This window comes from Bradyrhizobium elkanii USDA 76, from assembly GCF_023278185.1.
In the GTDB taxonomy this organism is placed as follows: domain Bacteria; phylum Pseudomonadota; class Alphaproteobacteria; order Rhizobiales; family Xanthobacteraceae; genus Bradyrhizobium; species Bradyrhizobium elkanii.
Map to the genome: position 1 here is coordinate 1,536,966 of NZ_CP066356.1, position 18,992 is coordinate 1,555,957.

At 60.1% G+C, this 18,992-nt stretch carries 21 protein-coding genes and 1 tRNA gene; 14 read left to right on the top strand and 8 right to left on the bottom strand.

Features of this window, described 5'->3' with window-relative positions:
- Positions 1 to 73 precede the first annotated feature (73 nt).
- Positions 74 to 508, top strand: a complete 435-nt coding sequence (locus tag JEY66_RS07275) for a phasin (RefSeq protein WP_016846990.1) — start codon at positions 74 to 76, stop codon at positions 506 to 508.
- A 190-nt stretch (positions 509 to 698) separates the two neighbouring features.
- Positions 699 to 775, top strand: a tRNA-His gene (locus JEY66_RS07280).
- Between the two features lie 552 nt (positions 776 to 1,327).
- Here JEY66_RS07280 and JEY66_RS07285 read toward each other — a convergent pair.
- Genes JEY66_RS07285 through JEY66_RS07300 form a run of 4 tightly spaced genes read right to left on the bottom strand, consistent with a single transcriptional unit; the run spans position 1,328 to position 5,843 of the window.
- Positions 1,328 to 2,014, bottom strand: coding sequence for a 3'-5' exonuclease (locus tag JEY66_RS07285; RefSeq protein ID WP_016846991.1), 687 nt, complete (start codon positions 2,012 to 2,014; stop codon positions 1,328 to 1,330).
- A 1-nt stretch (position 2,015) separates the two neighbouring features.
- On the bottom strand, positions 2,016 to 3,818 hold the full coding sequence (locus JEY66_RS07290; protein WP_026191793.1) for a putative nucleotidyltransferase substrate binding domain-containing protein: 1,803 nt from the start codon (positions 3,816 to 3,818) through the stop codon (positions 2,016 to 2,018).
- A gap of 34 nt (positions 3,819 to 3,852) precedes the next feature.
- Positions 3,853 to 5,535, bottom strand: a complete 1,683-nt coding sequence (locus JEY66_RS07295; protein WP_370146005.1) for a cation acetate symporter — start codon at positions 5,533 to 5,535, stop codon at positions 3,853 to 3,855.
- A gap of 5 nt (positions 5,536 to 5,540) precedes the next feature.
- On the bottom strand, positions 5,541 to 5,843 hold the full coding sequence (locus JEY66_RS07300) for a DUF485 domain-containing protein (RefSeq protein WP_016846994.1): 303 nt from the start codon (positions 5,841 to 5,843) through the stop codon (positions 5,541 to 5,543).
- Positions 5,844 to 6,253: 410 nt separating this feature from the next.
- Between JEY66_RS07300 and acs the strand changes: the two genes are divergently transcribed.
- The 3 genes from acs (at position 6,254) to JEY66_RS07315 (ending at position 9,513) form a co-directional block, all read left to right on the top strand.
- Positions 6,254 to 8,248 carry an acetate--CoA ligase gene (acs, locus tag JEY66_RS07305; RefSeq protein ID WP_209910372.1) on the top strand — a complete coding sequence of 665 codons (1,995 nt, stop codon included), beginning with the start codon at positions 6,254 to 6,256 and terminating at the stop codon, positions 8,246 to 8,248.
- 12 nt (positions 8,249 to 8,260) lie between these two features.
- Complete coding sequence (locus JEY66_RS07310) at positions 8,261 to 8,824, top strand: adenylate kinase (protein WP_026191792.1); 564 nt, start codon at positions 8,261 to 8,263, stop codon at positions 8,822 to 8,824.
- Positions 8,825 to 9,063: 239 nt separating this feature from the next.
- Entirely contained in the window at positions 9,064 to 9,513 is a 450-nt protein-coding gene (locus tag JEY66_RS07315; protein WP_018268719.1) for a c-type cytochrome, read from the top strand.
- A 485-nt stretch (positions 9,514 to 9,998) separates the two neighbouring features.
- Here JEY66_RS07315 and JEY66_RS07320 read toward each other — a convergent pair whose 3' ends face one another.
- On the bottom strand, positions 9,999 to 10,685 hold the full coding sequence (locus JEY66_RS07320; protein WP_026191791.1) for a CBS domain-containing protein: 687 nt from the start codon (positions 10,683 to 10,685) through the stop codon (positions 9,999 to 10,001).
- 129 nt (positions 10,686 to 10,814) lie between these two features.
- On the opposite strand from JEY66_RS07320, the gene JEY66_RS07325 reads away from it, so the two are divergent.
- From JEY66_RS07325 to JEY66_RS07345, 5 genes are all read left to right on the top strand, one after another.
- Positions 10,815 to 11,276, top strand: coding sequence for a host attachment protein (locus tag JEY66_RS07325; RefSeq protein WP_018268817.1), 462 nt, complete (start codon positions 10,815 to 10,817; stop codon positions 11,274 to 11,276).
- A gap of 390 nt (positions 11,277 to 11,666) precedes the next feature.
- Positions 11,667 to 12,128 (top strand): CBS domain-containing protein, encoded by a 462-nt coding sequence (locus tag JEY66_RS07330; protein ID WP_018268691.1) that lies wholly within the window; start codon positions 11,667 to 11,669, stop codon positions 12,126 to 12,128.
- Positions 12,129 to 12,152: 24 nt separating this feature from the next.
- Complete coding sequence (locus JEY66_RS07335; protein WP_018268716.1) at positions 12,153 to 12,515, top strand: hypothetical protein; 363 nt, start codon at positions 12,153 to 12,155, stop codon at positions 12,513 to 12,515.
- Positions 12,508 to 13,515 (top strand): LOG family protein, encoded by a 1,008-nt coding sequence (locus tag JEY66_RS07340; protein WP_050999339.1) that lies wholly within the window; start codon positions 12,508 to 12,510, stop codon positions 13,513 to 13,515. The genes JEY66_RS07335 and JEY66_RS07340 overlap by 8 nt, the downstream gene beginning before the upstream one ends.
- The gene (locus JEY66_RS07345) at positions 13,512 to 14,900 is read left to right on the top strand and encodes an MBL fold metallo-hydrolase RNA specificity domain-containing protein (protein WP_018268714.1); all 1,389 of its coding nucleotides are present in this window, start codon (positions 13,512 to 13,514) and stop codon (positions 14,898 to 14,900) included. The genes JEY66_RS07340 and JEY66_RS07345 overlap by 4 nt, the downstream gene beginning before the upstream one ends.
- A gap of 60 nt (positions 14,901 to 14,960) precedes the next feature.
- On the opposite strand, the gene JEY66_RS07350 is transcribed toward JEY66_RS07345, so the two are convergent.
- Together JEY66_RS07350 and JEY66_RS07355 are read right to left on the bottom strand one after the other, a co-directional pair.
- The gene (locus JEY66_RS07350) at positions 14,961 to 15,149 is read right to left on the bottom strand and encodes a BON domain-containing protein (RefSeq protein ID WP_016847216.1); all 189 of its coding nucleotides are present in this window, start codon (positions 15,147 to 15,149) and stop codon (positions 14,961 to 14,963) included.
- Positions 15,150 to 15,521: 372 nt separating this feature from the next.
- Positions 15,522 to 16,253: a CBS domain-containing protein gene (locus JEY66_RS07355; RefSeq protein ID WP_016847214.1), complete on the bottom strand. Its 732-nt coding sequence runs from the start codon at positions 16,251 to 16,253 to the stop codon at positions 15,522 to 15,524.
- A gap of 291 nt (positions 16,254 to 16,544) precedes the next feature.
- Between JEY66_RS07355 and JEY66_RS07360 the strand changes: the two genes are divergently transcribed.
- The 4 genes from JEY66_RS07360 to JEY66_RS07375 all read left to right on the top strand — a co-directional run bounded on the left by JEY66_RS07360 (position 16,545) and on the right by JEY66_RS07375 (position 18,649).
- Complete coding sequence (locus JEY66_RS07360) at positions 16,545 to 16,916, top strand: carboxymuconolactone decarboxylase family protein (RefSeq protein ID WP_018268713.1); 372 nt, start codon at positions 16,545 to 16,547, stop codon at positions 16,914 to 16,916.
- 177 nt (positions 16,917 to 17,093) lie between these two features.
- A complete protein-coding gene (locus JEY66_RS07365; protein WP_018268712.1) occupies positions 17,094 to 17,915 on the top strand; it encodes a universal stress protein in 822 nt (273 codons plus the stop codon).
- A gap of 245 nt (positions 17,916 to 18,160) precedes the next feature.
- Positions 18,161 to 18,373 (top strand): YgaP family membrane protein, encoded by a 213-nt coding sequence (locus JEY66_RS07370; RefSeq protein WP_016847824.1) that lies wholly within the window; start codon positions 18,161 to 18,163, stop codon positions 18,371 to 18,373.
- Between the two features lie 15 nt (positions 18,374 to 18,388).
- On the top strand, positions 18,389 to 18,649 hold the full coding sequence (locus tag JEY66_RS07375) for a hypothetical protein (protein ID WP_016847823.1): 261 nt from the start codon (positions 18,389 to 18,391) through the stop codon (positions 18,647 to 18,649).
- A 24-nt stretch (positions 18,650 to 18,673) separates the two neighbouring features.
- Here the strand turns inward: JEY66_RS07375 and JEY66_RS07380 are convergent, their stop codons facing one another.
- The gene (locus JEY66_RS07380; protein WP_125459367.1) at positions 18,674 to 18,976 is read right to left on the bottom strand and encodes a hypothetical protein; all 303 of its coding nucleotides are present in this window, start codon (positions 18,974 to 18,976) and stop codon (positions 18,674 to 18,676) included.
- Positions 18,977 to 18,992: the final 16 nt, after the last annotated feature.

The window sequence follows — 18,992 nt, forward strand, 5'->3', positions numbered from 1 at the left end:
CGCTCCCGGCCTGATGGACTCCGGGACGTCCGCAATGGTCACATCTACTCACCCGTTGCGAAGGATTACACGTATGACCAACCCGTCCGATCCGTTCTCCGCCTCGATCATTCCGTTTGAAGTTCCCGAGCAGATGCGTGCGTTCGCCGAGAAGGGCGTTCTGCAGGCCCGCGACAGCTACGCCAAGTTCAAGGACGCTGCCGAGACCCACAACTCGACGGTCGAGGCCGTGTTCACCTCGGTGAGCAAGGGCGCCAGCGCGTATTCGGCCAAGCTGGTCGAGTTCTTCAAGGCCAACACCACCTCCTCGCTCGACTTCGCCCAGGAGCTGTTCAGCGTGAAGTCGCCGACCGAAGCGGTCGAACTGTGGACGTCGCACGCCCGCAAGCAGTTCGAGACCTACACCGCGCAGGCCAAGGAACTGGCCGAGCTCGGCCAGAAGGTCGCCAGCGAGACCGCCGAGCCGATCAAGGCCAGCGCCTCGAAGTTCTACAAGCCGGCCGCCTGATCGCTGCCGTTTTGAGACCAGCGAAAGGCCCGGGGCCGTAGCGGTCCGGGCCTTTTTGCTGACCAAGGGCCCGTCAAGCGGCCCGACATAACAGCGGAAATCGGCGCGTTACGGCCTTGCCAAAGCGCGGCGTTGCACCTAGTTTCCGCCCGAAATCGCCGCCCCGCTTGAGCGGGCCGCGCGTCAGGATGCAGTTGTAGCTCAGTTGGTTAGAGCGCCTGTCTGTGGAACAGGAGGTCGGTGGTTCGAGCCCACCCAACTGTACCAAACAAATCAGCGCCTTATTCTAACAGCGGCTTGAGCCACCAGCTAGCTACCACCACAGCGCTCAATCCAGTGCGGTCGACGCGATGTGTGGCGGAACGAAGCATTGATAATATTGCCACTTTTGCGCAGAAAGCGAAAAGGCGTCGCACGGTCGGAATTGTCTCGCTGTCTTTTGGACAGGAAGTCATTCGCCGGAGCAGGCAGAATTAGAAATATAAATCAATGTATTATTCAAATTTCGCCGAACCGTTAGCTACCGAGTAGATACCATAGGCGACGGGGAGCGTGAGATGGCTCCAGGAGCAGCCATTCGCAGTGACGGGGGTCAAAGGCTCGACCTCCGCTGCGGCATCACTTCAACCTACGAAGGTGCTTCGCTAGTCTTCGAGCCGTCCCTCAGCGCCACGTCATGCTGCAATTGAGAGAAAGTTGAGAGGCGTTTCCAAAGAAGGAGGCAATCTCAATCTGTGCCGATAGCTAAGCGAGCGAGGCCGCCGGTTTTCTTCTCGGCTTCGTGGCTAGCAACCGGTCGTTTTCGTGGCATCAACAGACCTATGCGAGGATCGCTTGACCGCCGAATGGATCGGAGACGGCCTGACTGTTCGACCGTGGGATTCGCATTCCTCTCTTCTTCTTGTCACGCAGCACGACGTACATCATCGCGGTCATTAATGCGTCATTGAACGCGTCATGTTGAGGAAGCGAAGGGATTTCGAGGTCCGCGAGAATTGCGGAGAACGAAAGATCGATCGAGGTGTGAGGGGGCGCATCACCGTACTTCCGATCATAGTAGAGGCTGGAGATCTCGATGCGGGGATTCGGCAGTTCGATTCCAATGAACGGAAGAATATATTTGTCCAGCATCGCGATGTCGAAATCGACGTAGTACCCGACCAGCGGTCGCCCGCCGACGAAATGCAGGAAGTCGGGCAGCAACTTCCGGATCGGGGCTTCATGCTCGACGTCGACCTGGCGCAGGCGGTGTATCTTGATCGCATCCGCCGGTATGCTTGCGTCGGGACGTACCATCCTCTCGAACCGCTCACTTGTAAGAATGCGGTTGCCTCTGATTTTGATGGCGCCAATGCTGATGATGTCGTCCGTACGTACGTTTAGTCCCGTGGTCTCGCAATCGATCGCGACGACTTCGTCTGCGGGTTCACGTCTGAACATGAATCGATATGACTGGTCGCCGATCGACGCTTGATGGAACAGGCGTTTGATCGCGCGCGGAATCACGTCAGAAGACTCCGAGATTGAAGTGATGGCGAATGAACTCGCGGAATTTCTTGACGACATAGAAGGCGTCACGCAGAAGGTCACGCTCCATGCTCGACAGGGATGATGGTCGCACCAGCGTGCCTGTGGCGCCGGCTGACTCCGCCAGCTGCCCGTCGAGACGCAGCATCAGCATGAAGTTGAAAGCTTGATGGAGCTCGCGGGCGAACTCCGCGTGCAACACGCCCATATCGCGGAGGCGATTGATGCGCTTGTCCGTTGCGGTTTCAATCAACCCATGCTCGAGAGCGAGGCTGCGAACGCCATGCACAATCGGAAATAGACCGCCTTTCTTCAGGTCGATCGCGTCGCCGTTACCCGCAGATGTGATCAAGTTCTTGAACAGGCCAATCGGCGTTGCGAAGAGGTCTATCGCTCGCGCGAAATGCGCCAGGAAGGCCTGCTCTCCTCCGACCATCTCGATCAACCTGGTCTTCACTTCAGTTAGCAACGTCGCGTCCCCGGCAACGCACCGCGCGTCAAAGAGGATGGCGACGTTCAGGTGCGCGCTATCGTCGGGCAGTGCAAGCCACCTGCGAATGTCGGCGATGTAATCGGGAAGTGGTTTGGACCATGCTGGATTGTTCACCATCACGTGTCCGGGGCAGGGAGGAAAGCCAAAGTCCAATAGCGCACCAGAGAATGAAGTGCGAAACTTGTCAAGCTCCGCCTGTTCGATTGCCCTTGACAGAATGAGCCCGTTGTCTTGATCCGTGCGGGCGGTCTGCTCGCCGCGGCCCTCGCTTCCCATGACCATGAGGCACCCATCCGCGCGAATGTCGGCCGGCGCCAGAAGGTCGAACAATCTGGAAAACAGACGCTGGTTCAAATCGGAAACAATTTCGCCAATCAACTCGACGCCGATTCCTTGGCGCCTCAGGGTTCGCACCTGGGCCGCTGTCTGGCGAGCGGCAGCCGCCAGGTCATCTTGATTCGCCGCGCGCTCAATACGTCCCGCAATGACCTGAGCGCTACCGGCGAGGTAGCCCAGTACATCGATGTCCTCCAGGATGCCGACGAAACGTTCGTCGTCGCGAATGACGACGCGACGCTTGTTGAGCTTGGTCATAAGCACGAGCGCTGAGGAGACGAGATCGTCGGGCCGCAGGGTAACCAGGTCGAAGTGGGCCAGATTGCGAACAGATGTTTGAATCGATTGGCGCCGTAACACAACGGCTTTCGACAGGTTCATGCCCGTGATGATGCCGGTCCGTTGGCCGTCGCGAACAAATAATGCGTTGCTGTTGATCTCTTCCATCTTGCGGCCTGCCGTTTCCACGGAGTCGTCGGCTTCAACGAAGGCGGCAGGGTGCAGAAAGAGCTCGGAAATGCGAGCGCGCATCATCGATCCGTGCCTCTGTTCGTCGTGGTCCCTGACGAACTCGTCCAGTTTGCGCGCGATATCGTGGTAGAAAAACGAGGCAAACCTCGGATTATTCTGGATCAGGTCGAGTACCGTAGATCGCGGAACGGAGTAGCATAGCGTTTCATCGCGGGCGCGGAAGGCGTGTCCGCTCTTGCCGTGCACCAGGGCGCGGCTGTCGAAGCTGTCCTTCGGGCCGAGCAGGGCCAGCAGACCGGCCCCATCGCTCTCCTCTATCGTGCCTTTGATGACGACGAAGAGGGCCTGCGAGGGGCTGCCTTGATCGATGACCGGTTCACCGGGTCGAAAGTAGACGATGTCCAACGCCGCACGCAGCGTCTCCATTTCGTGCGGCGTCAGACGATCAAACGGTGGATTTGCGGCATCAAAAGCCTTGGGCATTCGCAATTGTGCCTATTTTCCACATAGCGAAAGTTCAATGACTGGTGGCGCTTGCGGCTCCGATGCCGGTTTGGCTCCGGACGAACTGCGCGTCGAATCCGTCACGGTCGGTGCCGGCACGCGCGCTACGGTCCAGAACCGAGATCAGCCAGATGGAAGCGAAGGCAATTGCCATCGAGAACAGAGCCGGGTTGTCCAGCTTGATGGGGGCCGATCCCTTCGCAAAGCCGAGGGTCACCTCCCACACTGCCGGCGACAGAATGACGCCGACGACAGCGCTGATCAAGCCGAGCAGGCCTCCAATCAAGGCGCCCCTCGTCGTGAGGTTCTTCCAGAAGATCGACATCACCAGCACCGGGAAGTTGCAGGACGCTGCGATGGCAAAGGCAAGGCCAACCATGAAGGCGACGTTTTGGTTCTCGAAGATGATGCCAAGGACGATTGCGAGGACGCCCAGGAACAGCGTCGCTATCTTCGAGACCCGAACTTCGTCCTGTTCGTTGGCACGTCCGCCCTTGATTACCATGGCGTAGATATCATGGCTGATGGAGGAAGCTCCTGCGAGCGCCAGGCCGGAGACCACCGCGAGGATCGTGGCGAAGGCGACGGCCGAAATGAAGCCGAGGAACAGATTGCCGCCCACCGCGTCGGCCAGATGGATCGCGGCCATGTTCGACCCACCCTTGATCGCGGCGATACCGCTTTTGGTTTTCTCGAGAATCCCGGCGTCGAGGAACGCCAGATCGGTCGAGACGAGCGTGATGGCGCCGAAGCCGATGATGAAGGTCAAGATATAGAAATAGCCGATGAAACCAGTCGCATAGAACACCGATTTGCGCGCAGCTTGAGCGTCTTTCACCGTGAAGAAGCGCATCAGGATGTGTGGCAGGCCGGCGGTGCCGAACATAAGGGCCAGGCCGAGCGAAATGGCCGATAGCGGATTTGAGATCAGGCTTCCGGGCTCCATGATTGCAAGCTTCTTGGGATGGACCTCGGTTGCCTTGGCGAACAGTGCTTCCGGGCTGAATCCGAATTTGTACAGCACGGCTCCGGCCATGAAGGTCGCGCCGAACAGCAACAGCACGGCCTTGATGATCTGTACCCAGGTTGTGGCTTTCATGCCGCCAAAGGTCACGTAGATCATCATGAGGCCACCGACCAGGATGACGGCGATCCAGTAGTCCAGGCCAAAAAGCAGCTGGATCAGCTTGCCGGCGCCGACCATCTGCGCGATCAGATAGAAGGCAACGGTCACCAGCGAACCGCACGCCGCCAGGATGCGTATCCGCGTCTGGCCGAGCCGGAATGATGCGACGTCGGCGAATGTGAACTTGCCGAGATTGCGGAGTTGCTCGGCAATCAGGAATGTGACAACGGGCCAGCCGACAAGCCAGCCGACCGAGTAGATCAGGCCGTCGTACCCTGAGGTGTAGACAAGGCCGGAGATACCCAGGAACGATGCTGCCGACATATAGTCGCCGGCGATCGCAAGACCATTCTGGCCGGCCGAGATGCCGCCGCCTGCCGAGTAGAAGTCTGCGGCCGACACCGTCCGTTTCGATGCCCAATAGGTTATTGCAAGAGTCAGGGATACGAACCCGATGAACATGCCAATGGCTGCCCAATTGACAGCTTGCTTGGTGCCGCCATCGATCGTCCCGGCTGCAAGTGCGATGGAAGGAAGGCAAACGAACAGCGTCACCAGTAGGTGGGGCATCTTCTTCATTGGCGGCGCGCTCCAACAATCTCGCGGATCAAAGGGTCATATTTTGAATTTGCCTTGCTGACGTAGATGCCTGTCAGCAGGAATGCCGAAACAATAACCAGCAGTCCGATCGGAATGCCAATCGTGGTTACGCCTGTCCCCATAGGGGTGCCAAGGAAGTGCGGCGCGTAGGCGACGAGCAGGATAAAGCCGAAGTATACGATCAGCATGATCGCGGACAGCATCCAGCCCAGCGACGAACGTCGACGAACCAGTTCCTGATAGTTCGGGTCTTGCTCGATCTGTTCGTAGGTGGTCAATGTTTGGTCCCTTCAGAATGAGTGGAAGAGCATCGGGGCGCGTAAGGCGGCGATCATTTCCTGAGTATCAATGTCGGGCACGTGTAGACGTGAGCCGGGCGAAGCTCACCGAAATTGGCAATCGGGTTACGTATGTACGATCGAGACTGAGAGACCTTGATGCAGATCAAAAATGTTGCGTGGTCTGGTTTATGTCTGCGCGCTCCGTGAGCAATGGGCACTTCTTGATAGAGATCAAACTGGCATCGACCACGTGGCCATATAGGAGCGGGTGAGTAGCATGCTAGAAGATGCGAAACCGGCTGCTCGAGCGCTGAGTGCGGTCTACCTAGCCTCCGAGAAGAGAGCGCGGACTTACCCGGTGTGAATGGTTTGCGTCGCAAAGATAACGATCTCGGAGGAAGTGGCTTATGGATGCAAAGTTCGCGAATGCTGGTTCGCCGGAAGTGATCTATGACGTGTCGGCCGACTGGGCCAAGCGCGCCTATATCGATGACGCCAAATATCGCGAGATGTACGCGCACTCGGTCAAGGACCCCAACGGCTTCTGGGGCGAGCACGGCAAGCGGATCGACTGGATCAAGCCCTACACCAAGGTCGAGAACGTCTCCTTCGCACCCGGCAACATCTCGATCAAATGGTTCGAGGATGGCGTGCTGAACGTCGCCTGGAACTGCATCGACCGCCATCTCGACAAGCGCGGCGACCAGACCGCGATCATCTGGGAGGGCGACGATCCCTCCGAATCCAGGCACATCACCTACCGCCAGCTGCACGACGAAGTCTGCAAGATGGCCAACATCCTGCGCACGCGGAACGTCAAGAGGGGCGACCGCGTCACGATCTATCTGCCGATGATTCCGGAAGCGGCCTACGCCATGCTGGCCTGCGCGCGGATCGGCGCGATTCATTCGGTGGTGTTCGGCGGTTTCTCGCCGGACAGCCTCGCGCAACGCATCGAGGATTGCGACTCGAAGGTGGTGATCACCGCCGACGAGGGCCTGCGCGGCGGCAGGAAGGTGCCGCTGAAGGCCAATGTCGATGCCGCCATCGCCAAGATCGACTCTAAGGATTCCGGCGGCGTCGATTGGGTCGTGGTGGTGAAGCGCACCGGCGGCAAGATCGACATGAACCCGACCCGCGACCTCTGGTATCACGAGGCCGCCGAGATGGTGACATCCGAATGCCCGGTCGAGCACATGCACGCGGAAGACCCGCTGTTCATCCTCTACACCTCGGGCTCGACCGGCACGCCGAAGGGCGTGCTGCACACCTCGGCCGGCTATCTCGTGTTTGCGTCGATGACGCATCAATACGTGTTCGATTATCACGACGGCGACATCTACTGGTGCACCGCCGACGTCGGCTGGGTCACCGGCCACAGCTACATTCTCTACGGGCCGCTCTGTAACGGCGCGACCACGCTGATGTTCGAGGGCGTGCCGAACTATCCGGACAACTCCCGCTTCTGGAACGTGGTCGACAAGCACAAGGTCAACATCTTCTACACCGCGCCGACCGCGATCCGCGCGCTGATGCAGGGCGGCGACGAACCGGTGAAGAAAACCTCGCGCAAATCGCTGCGCCTGCTCGGCTCGGTCGGCGAGCCGATCAATCCGGAAGCCTGGGAGTGGTACTACCGCGTGGTCGGCGACGACCGCTGCCCGATCGTCGACACCTGGTGGCAGACCGAGACCGGCGGCATCCTGATCACGCCGCTGCCCGGCGCGACCAAGCTGAAGCCCGGTTCGGCGACACGGCCGTTCTTCGGCGTGGTGCCGGAGATCGTCGATGCCGACGGCAAGACGCTGGACGGCGAGACCTCGGGCAATCTCTGCCTGACCAGGTCATGGCCGGGCCAGATGCGCACGGTCTATGGCGATCATGCGCGGTTCGAGCAGACCTATTTCTCGACCTACAAGAACAAGTATTTCACCGGCGACGGCTGCCGCCGCGACGCCGACGGCTACTACTGGATCACCGGCCGCGTCGACGACGTCATCAACGTCTCCGGCCACCGCATGGGCACCGCCGAGGTCGAGAGCTCGCTGGTCGCGCACGAGGCGGTGTCGGAAGCCGCCGTGGTCGGCTACCCGCACGACATCAAGGGCCAGGGCATCTACGCCTATGTCACGCTGATGAAGGGCACCGAGCCGACCGAAGCGCTGCGCAAGGAGTTGGTCGCCTGGGTCCGCAAGGACATCGGCCCGATCGCCTCGCCGGACCTGATCCAGTTCGCGCCCGGCCTGCCGAAGACGCGCTCCGGCAAGATCATGCGCCGCATCCTGCGCAAGATCGCCGAGGACGAGCCGTCGAGCCTCGGCGACACCTCGACCCTGGCCGATCCGGCCGTGGTCGACGACCTCGTGCAGAACCGCCAGAACAAGAAGGGCGCGCCGGCGTAAGAAAGCGACCGTATCGCACCAACGGCACGCCCCAAAGGGACTCAGGCGGCCCGTCTTGCCAAGCGCCTGGACATTCCTCAACTGTCGACCGGCGATATGTTGCGAGCGGCCGTATCCGAAGGAACGCCAATCGGGACAAAGGTAAAGGCGACCATGGAGCGCGGCGAACTTGTTCCCGATGATCTCGTCGTGGCCATCGTTGCCGAGCGCATATCGCAGCCTGATGCGAAATCCGGGTTTATCTTGGACGGCTTTCCGCGGACCATTGCTCAGGCGGCAGCGCTCGACGAGATTCTGCGAGCAGCCCATCTTCGCATTGACCGCGTGCTGGAATTGGACGTCGACGAAGCCGCTCTGCTGAGCCGCATCCTCAACCGTGCGAACGAAGCAAGATCCAACGGCCACGCACGCGCGGATGATACCGAAGCTGCGCTGAGAGTGCGCCTGGCCGAGTATCGCGGACAAACCAGACCGCTTGCCGACTATTACCGTGAGCAAGGACTTCTGAAGAGCATCAATGGTCTGCAATCGATCGACAAGGTAGCAAGCTCGCTCTTGGAAGCGCTCGATGCGTGAGAGGGCGAAAGTTAGTGTTTAGCCAAGGTCCGAGCTCAAACCCGACGCCTCCACCATAGCGAAGCGACCTTGCCGCTTCCGGCTCAGCGTCGGGGTAGAGGGGGCGAGTCTGTTTCTGTTTAGTCTGGCCCGACCGGCACCGCGCCGTTAGACTGGGAGGGCGCGGCGCATTGACTCGCGTCGAGCTAAGGGCAACCCGATACTGCTAAATGCGCTTATCCGAAAAACTGGGGCATGATATGATTATCTATGGTCTGAAGTCTTTCATGATTGCCGGTCTGACCGCTGGTTTCGCCGCGGCCGCTTACGCTGAAGACGCCGATGTTGGCAAGGCAGAATTTCAAGCTTCGTGCGCAAGCTGCCATGGCGTGGATGGAAAGGGCAAAGGACCTGTTGCTGGGCAGCTGAAGGTGCCGCCTGCCGATTTGACGGCCTTGGCCAAGAACAACAACGGGGTCTTTCCTATTACCGCCGTTTACGAAGCCATAGACGGGCGGAGAACAATTTCCGCGCACGGCACGCATGAAATGCCGATTTGGGGGGAACGATTCAACCCCGTCAAGAGCTTGCCTCACATTGTCGATCCGGCCTATGACGCGCTCGATCCTTCCCGGGATTTGCGGGAGGTCGTGGTGCGAACACGAATCCTTGCGATTATCGATTATCTGAACCGAATTCAGCAAAAGTAGCACGCCTCGAAAGCGCACGGGACCGTCCCGGCAACGCAATCCGCCGCAATAAATGGGCGGTCCGCGGCCGGCACCTGGAGCATCGTCGCCTCGCCTGGTTGCCTGCACGGAAGCTCAGGCAGCGAACCTCGGCCTCATCAATCAAGCTTTCGCCGAGATGTGTGATGATGCTGCCGCGCGGTTCTGTGATTTTGATGCCGCAGGGCATTGCTCGATTCTGCCAACCACCCAGAGCAGTATCGCTGCATTGTGGAAGGCTATCATCGCGGCGGAGCGGCCTGGCGTGCTGCCGATCGCCGCAGCCGAATAGGCGGGGCGGGCGCGAGATGAACCCGAAAAGACCCTGCCGCAAGTTGACGCGGAAGTGGTCCGACCGCCTGTCGTCATTCATCACCGTCATCGCGTGGATGCTCCTGCTCTGGCCTGGGCAGGTGCAAGCAGGGGAAATCCGGGATGTGCAAACTCTTGCGCCCCTGGCACCCGGATCAGTAGGCCATGATCGGCGTTTCCATCAGGTGATCGTTCACAGCAACGACACCGGGAATTGCCTCCGCGGCAATCCGGATCGCTGCGCGCTCGGCGGCGGATGGCGCATATCCCCACAGGTCGACGATGCCGTTCTGTACAGTCGCGGTCAGATTGAAGGTGTGTGCCCACGGTTGCCCGTGAAGCTCGCCGAGTAATCTCTTCCTGATGACGGAATCGGCGGGTGACATCTCCAGCTTCGGCCGGGCGCTCGCGACGGCCTGGAGCAGGTTGGCCCGGCTGACGATGCCGAGGAGGTGGCCGGCCTCATCGACGATGGGGACACGGTTGATGCCATGTTTCTCGAGCAGCATCGCAATTTCATGCAGAGGCGTGTCGGGCGCCGCGGTCACGACCTTGCGGGTCATGATGTCGGCGATCTTGACGGCATGGGACTTGACGTAGTCGGACGCCATTTGCGCGTCTCCGACCAGAAGCCGGAGCCACCACGAATACGGGCGCTCGGTGCCGGCTTCAGTCCGATGCATTAAGTCGCTTTCCGTGACGATTCCGACGAGTTCGCCATCCTTGCCCACAACAGGAACGGCGCTGATGCGGTGCTGGAGCAGCAGGGAAGCAACCTGCCGCACCGTTGCGTTGGAGTTCTCCGTGATGACGGGTGACACCATGACGTCGCGTGCTTGCATGATCGTGCTCTCTGTGGGCGGAAAGATACCTCATTCTGTGGGATCGCGCGCATGCGTGATTTGACTCCGATCAATTGATCTAAAGCTTCCGGGCATTAGACAGGATTTGTTGAAGCGGAGGATGTTTGGATGGCAGGAATTCCAAAGAACGCGCTCGTGCTTGTCGGAGACGGGCGCAAGGCGCTGTTGCTCCGCAACGAAGGCGACTATCAGTTCCCCAACCTGAAGGCGGAGGCGGTGTTCGAAGATCAGAATCCGCCAACGCACCTACAAGGCACGGACCGTCCAGGACACTTCATAAAAGGGATCGTCTCCGGTCAGCGGGGAGCCGTCGAACCGACGGACTGGCACGAACTCGAGGAGTATCGGTTCACGAGGCGGATTGCGCGGGCTGCGGAGGAGATTGTTCGGAGAAGAACGACGGCGTTTGTCATAGCCGCTCCGCCGCGAACGCTGGCACAGCTTCGGGCGACGCTCGCTACCGATGTCAAGCGTCACATCATTGCGGAGATTCCCAAGGATCTGACAAGGCTTCCCGTCGGGGAAATTGAAAGGCACATTGTTGAGGCGCTTGCGTCGCCCACACGATAGGCGTGGCGCATCGCGCCATCCTTGCCAGGCAAGCCAAAGCATCCGTGCGCTCCCGAGGCGGGGTTGCCCTAGATGTTGGTCTGATGGCTTGATCTGGGTCAAATTGTCCGCGTCATGCCGCCTCTCTCGATTCCGAGCTGACATGAATGCAGTCGACAGAGGGCGCAACGGCCGCGAGCTTCCGCAGGTAGCATTCGAGGTGGGCAATCAGGGCAGCGGCCCCATCCTCGGCGGCGATTCCCACATGAGCTGACAGCTCGCCGAATGATCGTGCGGCGAAAACCAGCGGTTAGATAAGCTGCGCGGCTTATTGATCCAGATCAGCCTGGCCGTCCACTTTTTGATCGATGCTGGCAGATCATCGCGTACACGAAGCTCTGGGAGTTTGCCATGTTGGCTTTGGATGTCATGCTCACGTCTTTCGCGACGATCAAACCCGGTGCGCCATTGCTCGATGCCGTTCGTCTATTGCTGGAAACTGGCCAGCGCGGCTTGCCTGTGCTCGATGGCTCAGGGGCGCTGATCGGTGTTATCTCTGAAGGAGACTTCCTTCACCGTCGCGAACTCGGCGTGCATTGGCCAGAGGGATTTTGGCTCGAATGGCTGTTGAGCAGAGAGGAGGGACGGCTGGTGCGCGAGCGGACCCGGGCCCTGAGCGTCGACGCTGTGATGAGCCGCAAGCCCGTTTGCGTCGACGAATGCGCGACTGTGGACGAGATCGTGGTCGAAATGGACAAGCATCAGATATCGCAAGTCATGGTGCTCCGGGATACGCGTGTCGTCGGCATCGTTGGACGTGTGCAGCTGATCACCGCGCTTGAGCGGATACTCACGCGATCCGAGGGTAGCTGACGCGGAAGACCCCGGCAGGCAATTGTGGAGCGTGCGATTGATCCGGACGCGCTTCCGGTCGAGCGTGATAGCGGCGAGAAAGTAGGCTCGGTTTGGCGGCTTACCATCAAAGAAATCGCTGAATTGACCTTGCTCAAGGCGCCCGTGCAGCCGATTGCGGATGCTAGGCAATGCCATCGAGTGCTGACGAGGTTCGCCATGACTGACCGAATGAAGTTGCCGACCGTCGAGCAACCGGTGAATTTTGAAGCAGATATTGGTAGCGCGAAGCCGGCCGATCACCGCTGGCTTCTGGATGCGTTGGAGGATGACGACGTTCGTGAGGCCCTGAAGCACGACGCGGCGCTCACATCCTCCGAGGCGGACGGCAGGCCGGCGCATGACTGACGATCTGCCATCGACTCGTCCGAGCCCGAAGCCGGCTCACCGTGTCGACAGGGTTGTGGTACTCCCCGGTGGGCAGCCCAAGGGCGCGGAAGAGGACGGCCGCGCGCCTGGTGCCCTGCGCAGCATCCTGCAATCGCCAAGCTATCAGGAGGCGGATCAGGACGAAGGTTTCCTGCAGAGCGAAGCCACACGCGGCATTCGCCTCCAACTTGATTTCCTCAAGACGGAGACCCTGCTCCGGGAGCATCAGATCGCTCATACGATCGTTGTCTTTGGCAGTACTCGCATTTGCGAGCCGCAGGCGGCGCGCCGGGCCGTCGCCTCGATAGCCGATGCGCTCGCGTTGAATCCCGACGATGGCGGCTTGCAGCGCCGTCTCAAGACGGCACGGAGCCTTGCGGCGAAGACCAAGTACTACAGAATCGCACGCGAGTTCGGACGGATCGTCGGTGCCGCAAGCGAAAAAACCATCGGTGGCCGCCTCATGATCATGACCGGCGGCGGGCCGGGCATCATGGAAGCAGCCAACAGGGGCGCGCACGATGTCGGGGCCCAATCGATCGGACTGAACATCACCCTGTCGAAGGAGCAGGCCCCTAACCCATATGTCACGCCCGAGCTCTGCTTCAGGTTCCACTATTTTGCGATGCGTAAATTGCATCTCCTGATGCGCGCCCGCGCGCTGGTGGCATTCCCGGGCGGCTTTGGCACGATGGACGAGCTGTTCGAAGTGCTGTCGTTGGCGCAAACCCAAAAGATCGCGCCGGTGCCGGTCGTGCTGGTCGGCGAGTCGTACTGGCGTGGTGCGTTTGATCCGGATTTCTTGGTCGACGAGGGCGTCATCGATCCGGAAGACAGGGACCTGTTTTGGTTTTCAGAGTCCGCCGAGGAAGCCTGGCAAGGCATTCTGCGGTGGTACGAGACGGCCGGCCGGCCGCTTCTGCCGATCGGAGATGACGCCTCACGGGGCAGGCCGATCGGTCAAGAGGTCGAATCGTGAAGTTATCCTTTCATGGCGCCGATCGCGCAGTGACCGGGTCTTGTCACTCGGTCGAATGCCTGAACCGACGCATTCTGATCGATTGCGGTCTTTTCCAGGGAAGCCGCGACCTGGTGGAAGAGAACATCGCAGCCTTCGGGTTCGATCCTGCAACCATCGACTATGTTCTGCTGACCCATGCCCACCTGGATCACTGCGGCAGGATTCCATTGCTCGTGAAGCGAGGATTCAGAGGTGAACTGATCACGACTGCGGCCAGTCGTGAGCTGGCCCGCCTCGTGCTTGTCGATGCCGCGCATTTGCAGGAAGAAGACGCGCAGCGGAGAGCCCGCCAAGGGCGCAGGCAGGGGAAAGAAGAAGCGCCGTCGCCGCTCTACAACGTTGTGGATGCGCTCGATTGCTTCGACCGGTTTGGAAAGACAGCTGAATATGAGCAACCGCTGCAACTCGCAGAAGGACTCCGAGCGACTTTCATCGACGCTGGCCATATCCTGGGCTCTGCGAGCATCCTGATCGAGGCCACCGAGCACGGCCGCACGCGCTCGGTCCTATTCTCGGGCGATCTCGGCAACGGCGGTCGCCCGCTGCTGCGGCTGCCGAGCCCTCCCTCTCGCGCTGACATTGTTGTCATGGAATCGACGTATGGAGACAGGCGCCATCGGTCGCTGAAAGACTCCATCGAGGAGCTTTACGGCGCGATCAGCGGCACGCTGGCCCGCGGCGGCAACGTCATCATCCCGACCTTCGCGCTCGAGCGCGCCCAGGAAATCCTCTATGTCCTGCGTCAGGGGATAGAGCGGAGCAGGCTGCCGCCGGCCATGCAAATCTTCCTGGACTCACCGATGGCGATCTCGGCGACCGAGATATTCAAGCGGCATTTCGAATGTCTCAGCTCCGAGGCTGTCTCCATGTTTCGCGAAGGGCGGGATCCACTGCGTCCGGCAAACCTGCATCTGGTCCGTGAGAGCGCCGATTCGGTCGCCATCAACAGGATAACTGGCGGCGCCGTCATCATGGCCGGATCTGGGATGTGTACGGGCGGCAGAATTCGCCATCACCTCAGGCACAATATCTGGCGCAAGGAATCGGCGATTGTATTCGTCGGATATGCCGCCGCGGGAACGATTGCGCGGCAGATCATCGATGGGGCCAAGTCCGTGCGGCTGTTCGGCGAAGACATTGCGGTTCGCAGCAAGATTTACACGATCAACGGATTTTCCGCGCACGCGGACCAGCAGGAGCTGCTGGCATGGCGACGCGCGATCGAGGGATGCGAGGCAACGTTCCTGGTCCATGGCGAAGAGCCCGCAATGCAGGCGCTCGCTGTGCACTTGGAGGGACAGCGGGTCGAGCTGCCGCGCCTGGGCGACGTGTTTGATCTCTAGATGGCCCGCGAGGCGAGCCGGACGATGCGGGCCAAACAATCATTCTGAGCTGCTGGTACTTCAGCTCGCAGCCTTCACGTCCCTGGGAGATTCGACGTAGAGGCCGGTATAGGTATCCACGAAGCAGGGGTGATCGCACACCTTGTTGACGCCGGCGGTGTTCTCCGCGGCCACGATGGTTGCCTCACGCGCATGGTCGCTGGAGGCGATGCCATGCAGATGGACAACGCCGTTGCGGACGGTCACCATCGATCTGTCGGAGGATAGGGTCACGGATATGGTAGTCGTCCGCGGTTGGATCTGGGATTTCGTGTGCTGGAATATCATCCTACCGCGAGTGAGTGCGTCGTAGCCCCTGCAGCGCCAATGCTCTTAGTCGCTTCGTCGCGATGCTTTCCGACAGGTGGATCGTGATCAGGAGCGACCCGAACAACAAAATCATCAAAATAGCCTTTGCTGTTTCACTGGCCATTGCGGAAACTCCGAATGTGCGGCAGTTTGAAGTTGAGCGCATCGCAGTGGAGTGTTGTTGTTCTGGATCAACAAAGCGACGAGCGATTTGGAGATTTGTCCGCGCCATCAACGTTCACGAAGCCGCTCGAATATCCCTCGCTTGGTCGTTCAGTGAACCTGTTTCTCCAGCTCCTGATCGTCCGGAGATTTCAGGTAGAAGCCCGAGAAGCTATCGCCCCAGCAGAGATGATCATGCACCTCGCGGACGCCGGGAACGTTTTCGGCCGCGACGATCGCGGCGTTGCGAAATCTGCTTTCGGTAATCACGCCGCTCAAGTGGGCGATGCCGTCCTGAACGATGACGCTGAGTCCAAGCGGACACCAGGCATTCCGTTCGATCTCGTCCAGAATGCGCCGCCGGATCTGGTCGTCATTCTCGGTCGGAGCAGGTACGTTGCGTGCCAGGCTCGCCACCGTTCGGAGCAGGTTGCTGCGGGTGATGATGCCGACAAGCTTGCCGTCGCGAACCACCGGCAGTCGCTTGACGTTGTTCTTCTCCATCAATCCGACGACCGTCGTCAACGGCGCATCCTCGGCCACGGTGACCGGCTCGCGTGTCATGATCTCAGAGACTTTGCGTCCATGCTCCAATACGTAGTCCTCGGCCCACTTTCCTGGTCCGAGAATGAAGGTCATCAACCAATTGCGCTTCCGTCCGGTGCCGATCTCGCTGCGATGAAGGAAATCGCCTTCGGTAATGATGCCGACGAGCGTCCCGTCGGGATCGACTACCGGCAGCCCGCTGACACGGTGCTGAAGCATGATGTTTGCCGCGTCGAGGATGGCGCTGTCCGGCGTGGTCGAAAGCACCTTACGGGCCATAATCTGGTGCGCATACATCCGAATATCTCCCATCGTTCTGGAACGTGACGGTTCAGCTTAGTTGCTGATGCATGGGACGCGTTGATTTGACGCAAGCGGCAAACGGGGCGCGGTTTGATCTGGCGCAAATGTCACGCGCGATCGCCGCGCTATAAAGTGTCGGTCCTTGCAGGCCGAACACGCACGTCCTTCACAGAGGCCAGATCGTGTTGTCGGCTGCGTTGGACGAAGGGCGGCGTTCGCCGTTGCATCCCCATCGGCGGAGCCGCCCTTTCCTGGACCGTTTCAATAGCGAAGACCGAGGGTCGCATGCAAAAGGACTATGCCGACATCTGCAAGCACATCTCCAACAATCTGGGCCAGTTGCGCAAGGGCATTCCTGAAACCATGCGAGCGTTCTCGGCCATGGCGCAGGCGGCCACCAGAAACGGCGCGCTCGATGCCCGGACCAAGGAATTGATCGCGCTCGCGCTGGGCGTTGCCGCGCACTGCGACGGCTGCATCGGCTTCCACGCCGAGGCCCTGGTCAAACTGGGGGTCAGCCGCAAGGAGCTCGAGGAGACGCTCGGATTGGCGGTCTACATGGGCGGTGGACCATCCCTGATGTACGCCGCTGACGCGCTGGGCGCTTACGATCAGTTTCAGGAGCGCGCGGTGGTTTCCGAGCCGGCGATGGATTGATCCGGATCAACCTTACGCGGCGCCGACATACGTCCTCTCAAATTCAGAAGGGAGATCTAGACTAGGCGACAGCGGGCGACGAGCTGAGGGGACCGAGGCAAGCTTGACCTGGCTCAACGTTGGCAGAGCCGCCATGCGCGATAATTGAAGATCATTTCAGGTTGGTGGAGCAGACACATGTTTTTGGCCAATGTCATGGTTTATGTCGACCCTCAGCAGCAGGACGAGGGGCAGATTCGCGTCGCCGAAGGGATTGCGGACAAGTTTCACGCATCGATGATCGGCGTCTCAGCTTCCGCCATCGATCCGCCCTTTGTTGCCGAAGGAGTGATCATCGAGCAGACCACCGAAGATGATATCAAGCGGATGCGGGCCGATCTCGCGGCGAAGGGCGAATGGTTCGGGAAGATCACGGGTCGAGAGCGTCACAAATTGGAATGGCGGTGGGCTCTGGAATCCCCCACCGCGTTTCTCGCGGAGCAGGCGAGGGCGGCAGATCTGGTTGTCTTCAAGCGCCGGAAGGCCCAGTCCGACAATTTCCATTACCTCGATTCGGCCGAGGCCATCCTGCGGATGGGTCGTCCCACGCTGTCGGTGCCGGAAGGCGTAACCGGCTTGTCCGCCGATCGCATCGTCGTCGGGTGGAAGGACACCCGCGAGGCGCGTCTGGCGATCCGGGACGCGTTGCCCTTCCTGACCCGGGCTTCCAAAGTGACCGTCGCCGAAATCTGCACGTCGGACGAGCAGGACGCGGCGACCCGCCGCTTGCGCGATGTCGCGAGCTATCTCGAACGGCACAGCGTCAATTGCCAGTTCGACGTTCGCGTCCACACGTCCGAGCCGGACGCAGGGTACCTTGTCAGACTGGCAAAGAGCGAAGGCGCCGACCTCATCGTCACCGGAGGCTATGGACATAGCCGGCTCGGTGAATGGATGTTCGGCGGCATGACGCGGGGCTTGCTGCAGCAGGCCCCAATCTGCCTGCTGATGTCGCATTAGACCAGCCGTTCCAGGGCGCGGTGACGGTGGCATCTGAGGATGTTGGTCTCGCGGTCGCCATGGCCGTTGAGTGCCGCTCGATGCGTGTCGGAGCAGCTCTGCCGTCTGAGCTCCGACAAATCGACAATCGCGGCGAAGTGCCAATGGTGCTGGTTGGCGATCTGCGCCGCGTGAATTGATCACGATCAAGGGCCGGGAGCCGGAGTGCGTTCAAAATGGAGTTGCATCGAAGGAGGCAGATTGCCATGACACGCAACGTCGGACTCATTGATCAGTACGCCCGGATCATCATCGGCCTGGCTCTGATCGCATATACCTTGAAGGACGGCTCGCTTGGATCGGGATGGCTGGTCGCCGGGACTCTCGGATTCGTTCTGATTGCGACAGCGTTCTTCTCGTACTGCCCGCTCTACACGTTGCTGGGAATCAACACTCGGCACAAGTCCAGCTCGGTCTAGGATCTCGTAACGGTAATGAATGAAAGCCTCACTCTTGCCGAGTTGCGAGCGCGACTCGATCGTCTCGACGACGGCGCCGTTTTGAGAATCTCCGATCACGACTATGAGCGGTTGTTTGGGATCAATGAGGTCGCTGCCGCCGAGGTCGCGCGACTTGCCCGGAAGCATCATTGCGTGAGCGTTCCGGGAGAGGGCTCGGTGTACTTCCGAAAATCGAACTCCGACGCGTATGGTTCAGCAGAGCTGGTGCAGGACGCGCCCTCCGTGTCCTGCTGAACTCGAAATCCGCGCAACGAACCTTCAGTCGAGAGTGATGATGGTCAGAAGCAGCCGGAAGATCTCCCAACCGGCGGCAACCAGCAATGCGCCAACGATCAGCAGCCGGCCGTACCATGAGACGGTCGGACCGCTCCGAACATGCCGGCGTCGGACCGGTTGGTCGACTGTTGGCGTCGCCACTGAGGTAGCGATGGCGCGAGCATTGCTCGCGTCGTCAAGTTTCTGCCCGTTCCGTTGCCGTGATTGATCCATTGTGGTCAATGCCATGCATCGTTGCAGCACAACGATCGCATTCGGTGGAAGAAAGGCCTTGATGCGGATCAACTCTGGTCCCGCGGTC

Excerpts from the sequence above, each read along its gene's own strand:
- JEY66_RS07355 (WP_016847214.1), bottom strand. The coding sequence starts at position 16,253 with ATGTATGCGCACCAGATTATGGCCCGTAAGGTGCTTTCGACCACGCCG.
- JEY66_RS07295 (WP_370146005.1), bottom strand. The coding sequence starts at position 5,535 with ATGCCCCACCTACTGGTGACGCTGTTCGTTTGCCTTCCTTCCATCGCA.
- JEY66_RS07365 (WP_018268712.1), top strand. The coding sequence starts at position 17,094 with ATGTTTTTGGCCAATGTCATGGTTTATGTCGACCCTCAGCAGCAGGAC.
- JEY66_RS07290 (WP_026191793.1), bottom strand. The coding sequence starts at position 3,818 with ATGCCCAAGGCTTTTGATGCCGCAAATCCACCGTTTGATCGTCTGACG.
- JEY66_RS07360 (WP_018268713.1), top strand. The coding sequence starts at position 16,545 with ATGCAAAAGGACTATGCCGACATCTGCAAGCACATCTCCAACAATCTG.
- acs (WP_209910372.1), top strand. The coding sequence starts at position 6,254 with ATGGATGCAAAGTTCGCGAATGCTGGTTCGCCGGAAGTGATCTATGAC.
- JEY66_RS07340 (WP_050999339.1), top strand. The coding sequence starts at position 12,508 with ATGACTGACGATCTGCCATCGACTCGTCCGAGCCCGAAGCCGGCTCAC.
- JEY66_RS07325 (WP_018268817.1), top strand. The coding sequence starts at position 10,815 with ATGGCAGGAATTCCAAAGAACGCGCTCGTGCTTGTCGGAGACGGGCGC.
- JEY66_RS07350 (WP_016847216.1), bottom strand. The coding sequence starts at position 15,149 with ATGGTGACCGTCCGCAACGGCGTTGTCCATCTGCATGGCATCGCCTCC.
- JEY66_RS07315 (WP_018268719.1), top strand. The coding sequence starts at position 9,064 with ATGATTATCTATGGTCTGAAGTCTTTCATGATTGCCGGTCTGACCGCT.
- JEY66_RS07275 (WP_016846990.1), top strand. The coding sequence starts at position 74 with ATGACCAACCCGTCCGATCCGTTCTCCGCCTCGATCATTCCGTTTGAA.
- JEY66_RS07320 (WP_026191791.1), bottom strand. The coding sequence starts at position 10,685 with ATGCAAGCACGCGACGTCATGGTGTCACCCGTCATCACGGAGAACTCC.
- JEY66_RS07330 (WP_018268691.1), top strand. The coding sequence starts at position 11,667 with ATGTTGGCTTTGGATGTCATGCTCACGTCTTTCGCGACGATCAAACCC.
- JEY66_RS07370 (WP_016847824.1), top strand. The coding sequence starts at position 18,161 with ATGACACGCAACGTCGGACTCATTGATCAGTACGCCCGGATCATCATC.
- JEY66_RS07375 (WP_016847823.1), top strand. The coding sequence starts at position 18,389 with ATGAATGAAAGCCTCACTCTTGCCGAGTTGCGAGCGCGACTCGATCGT.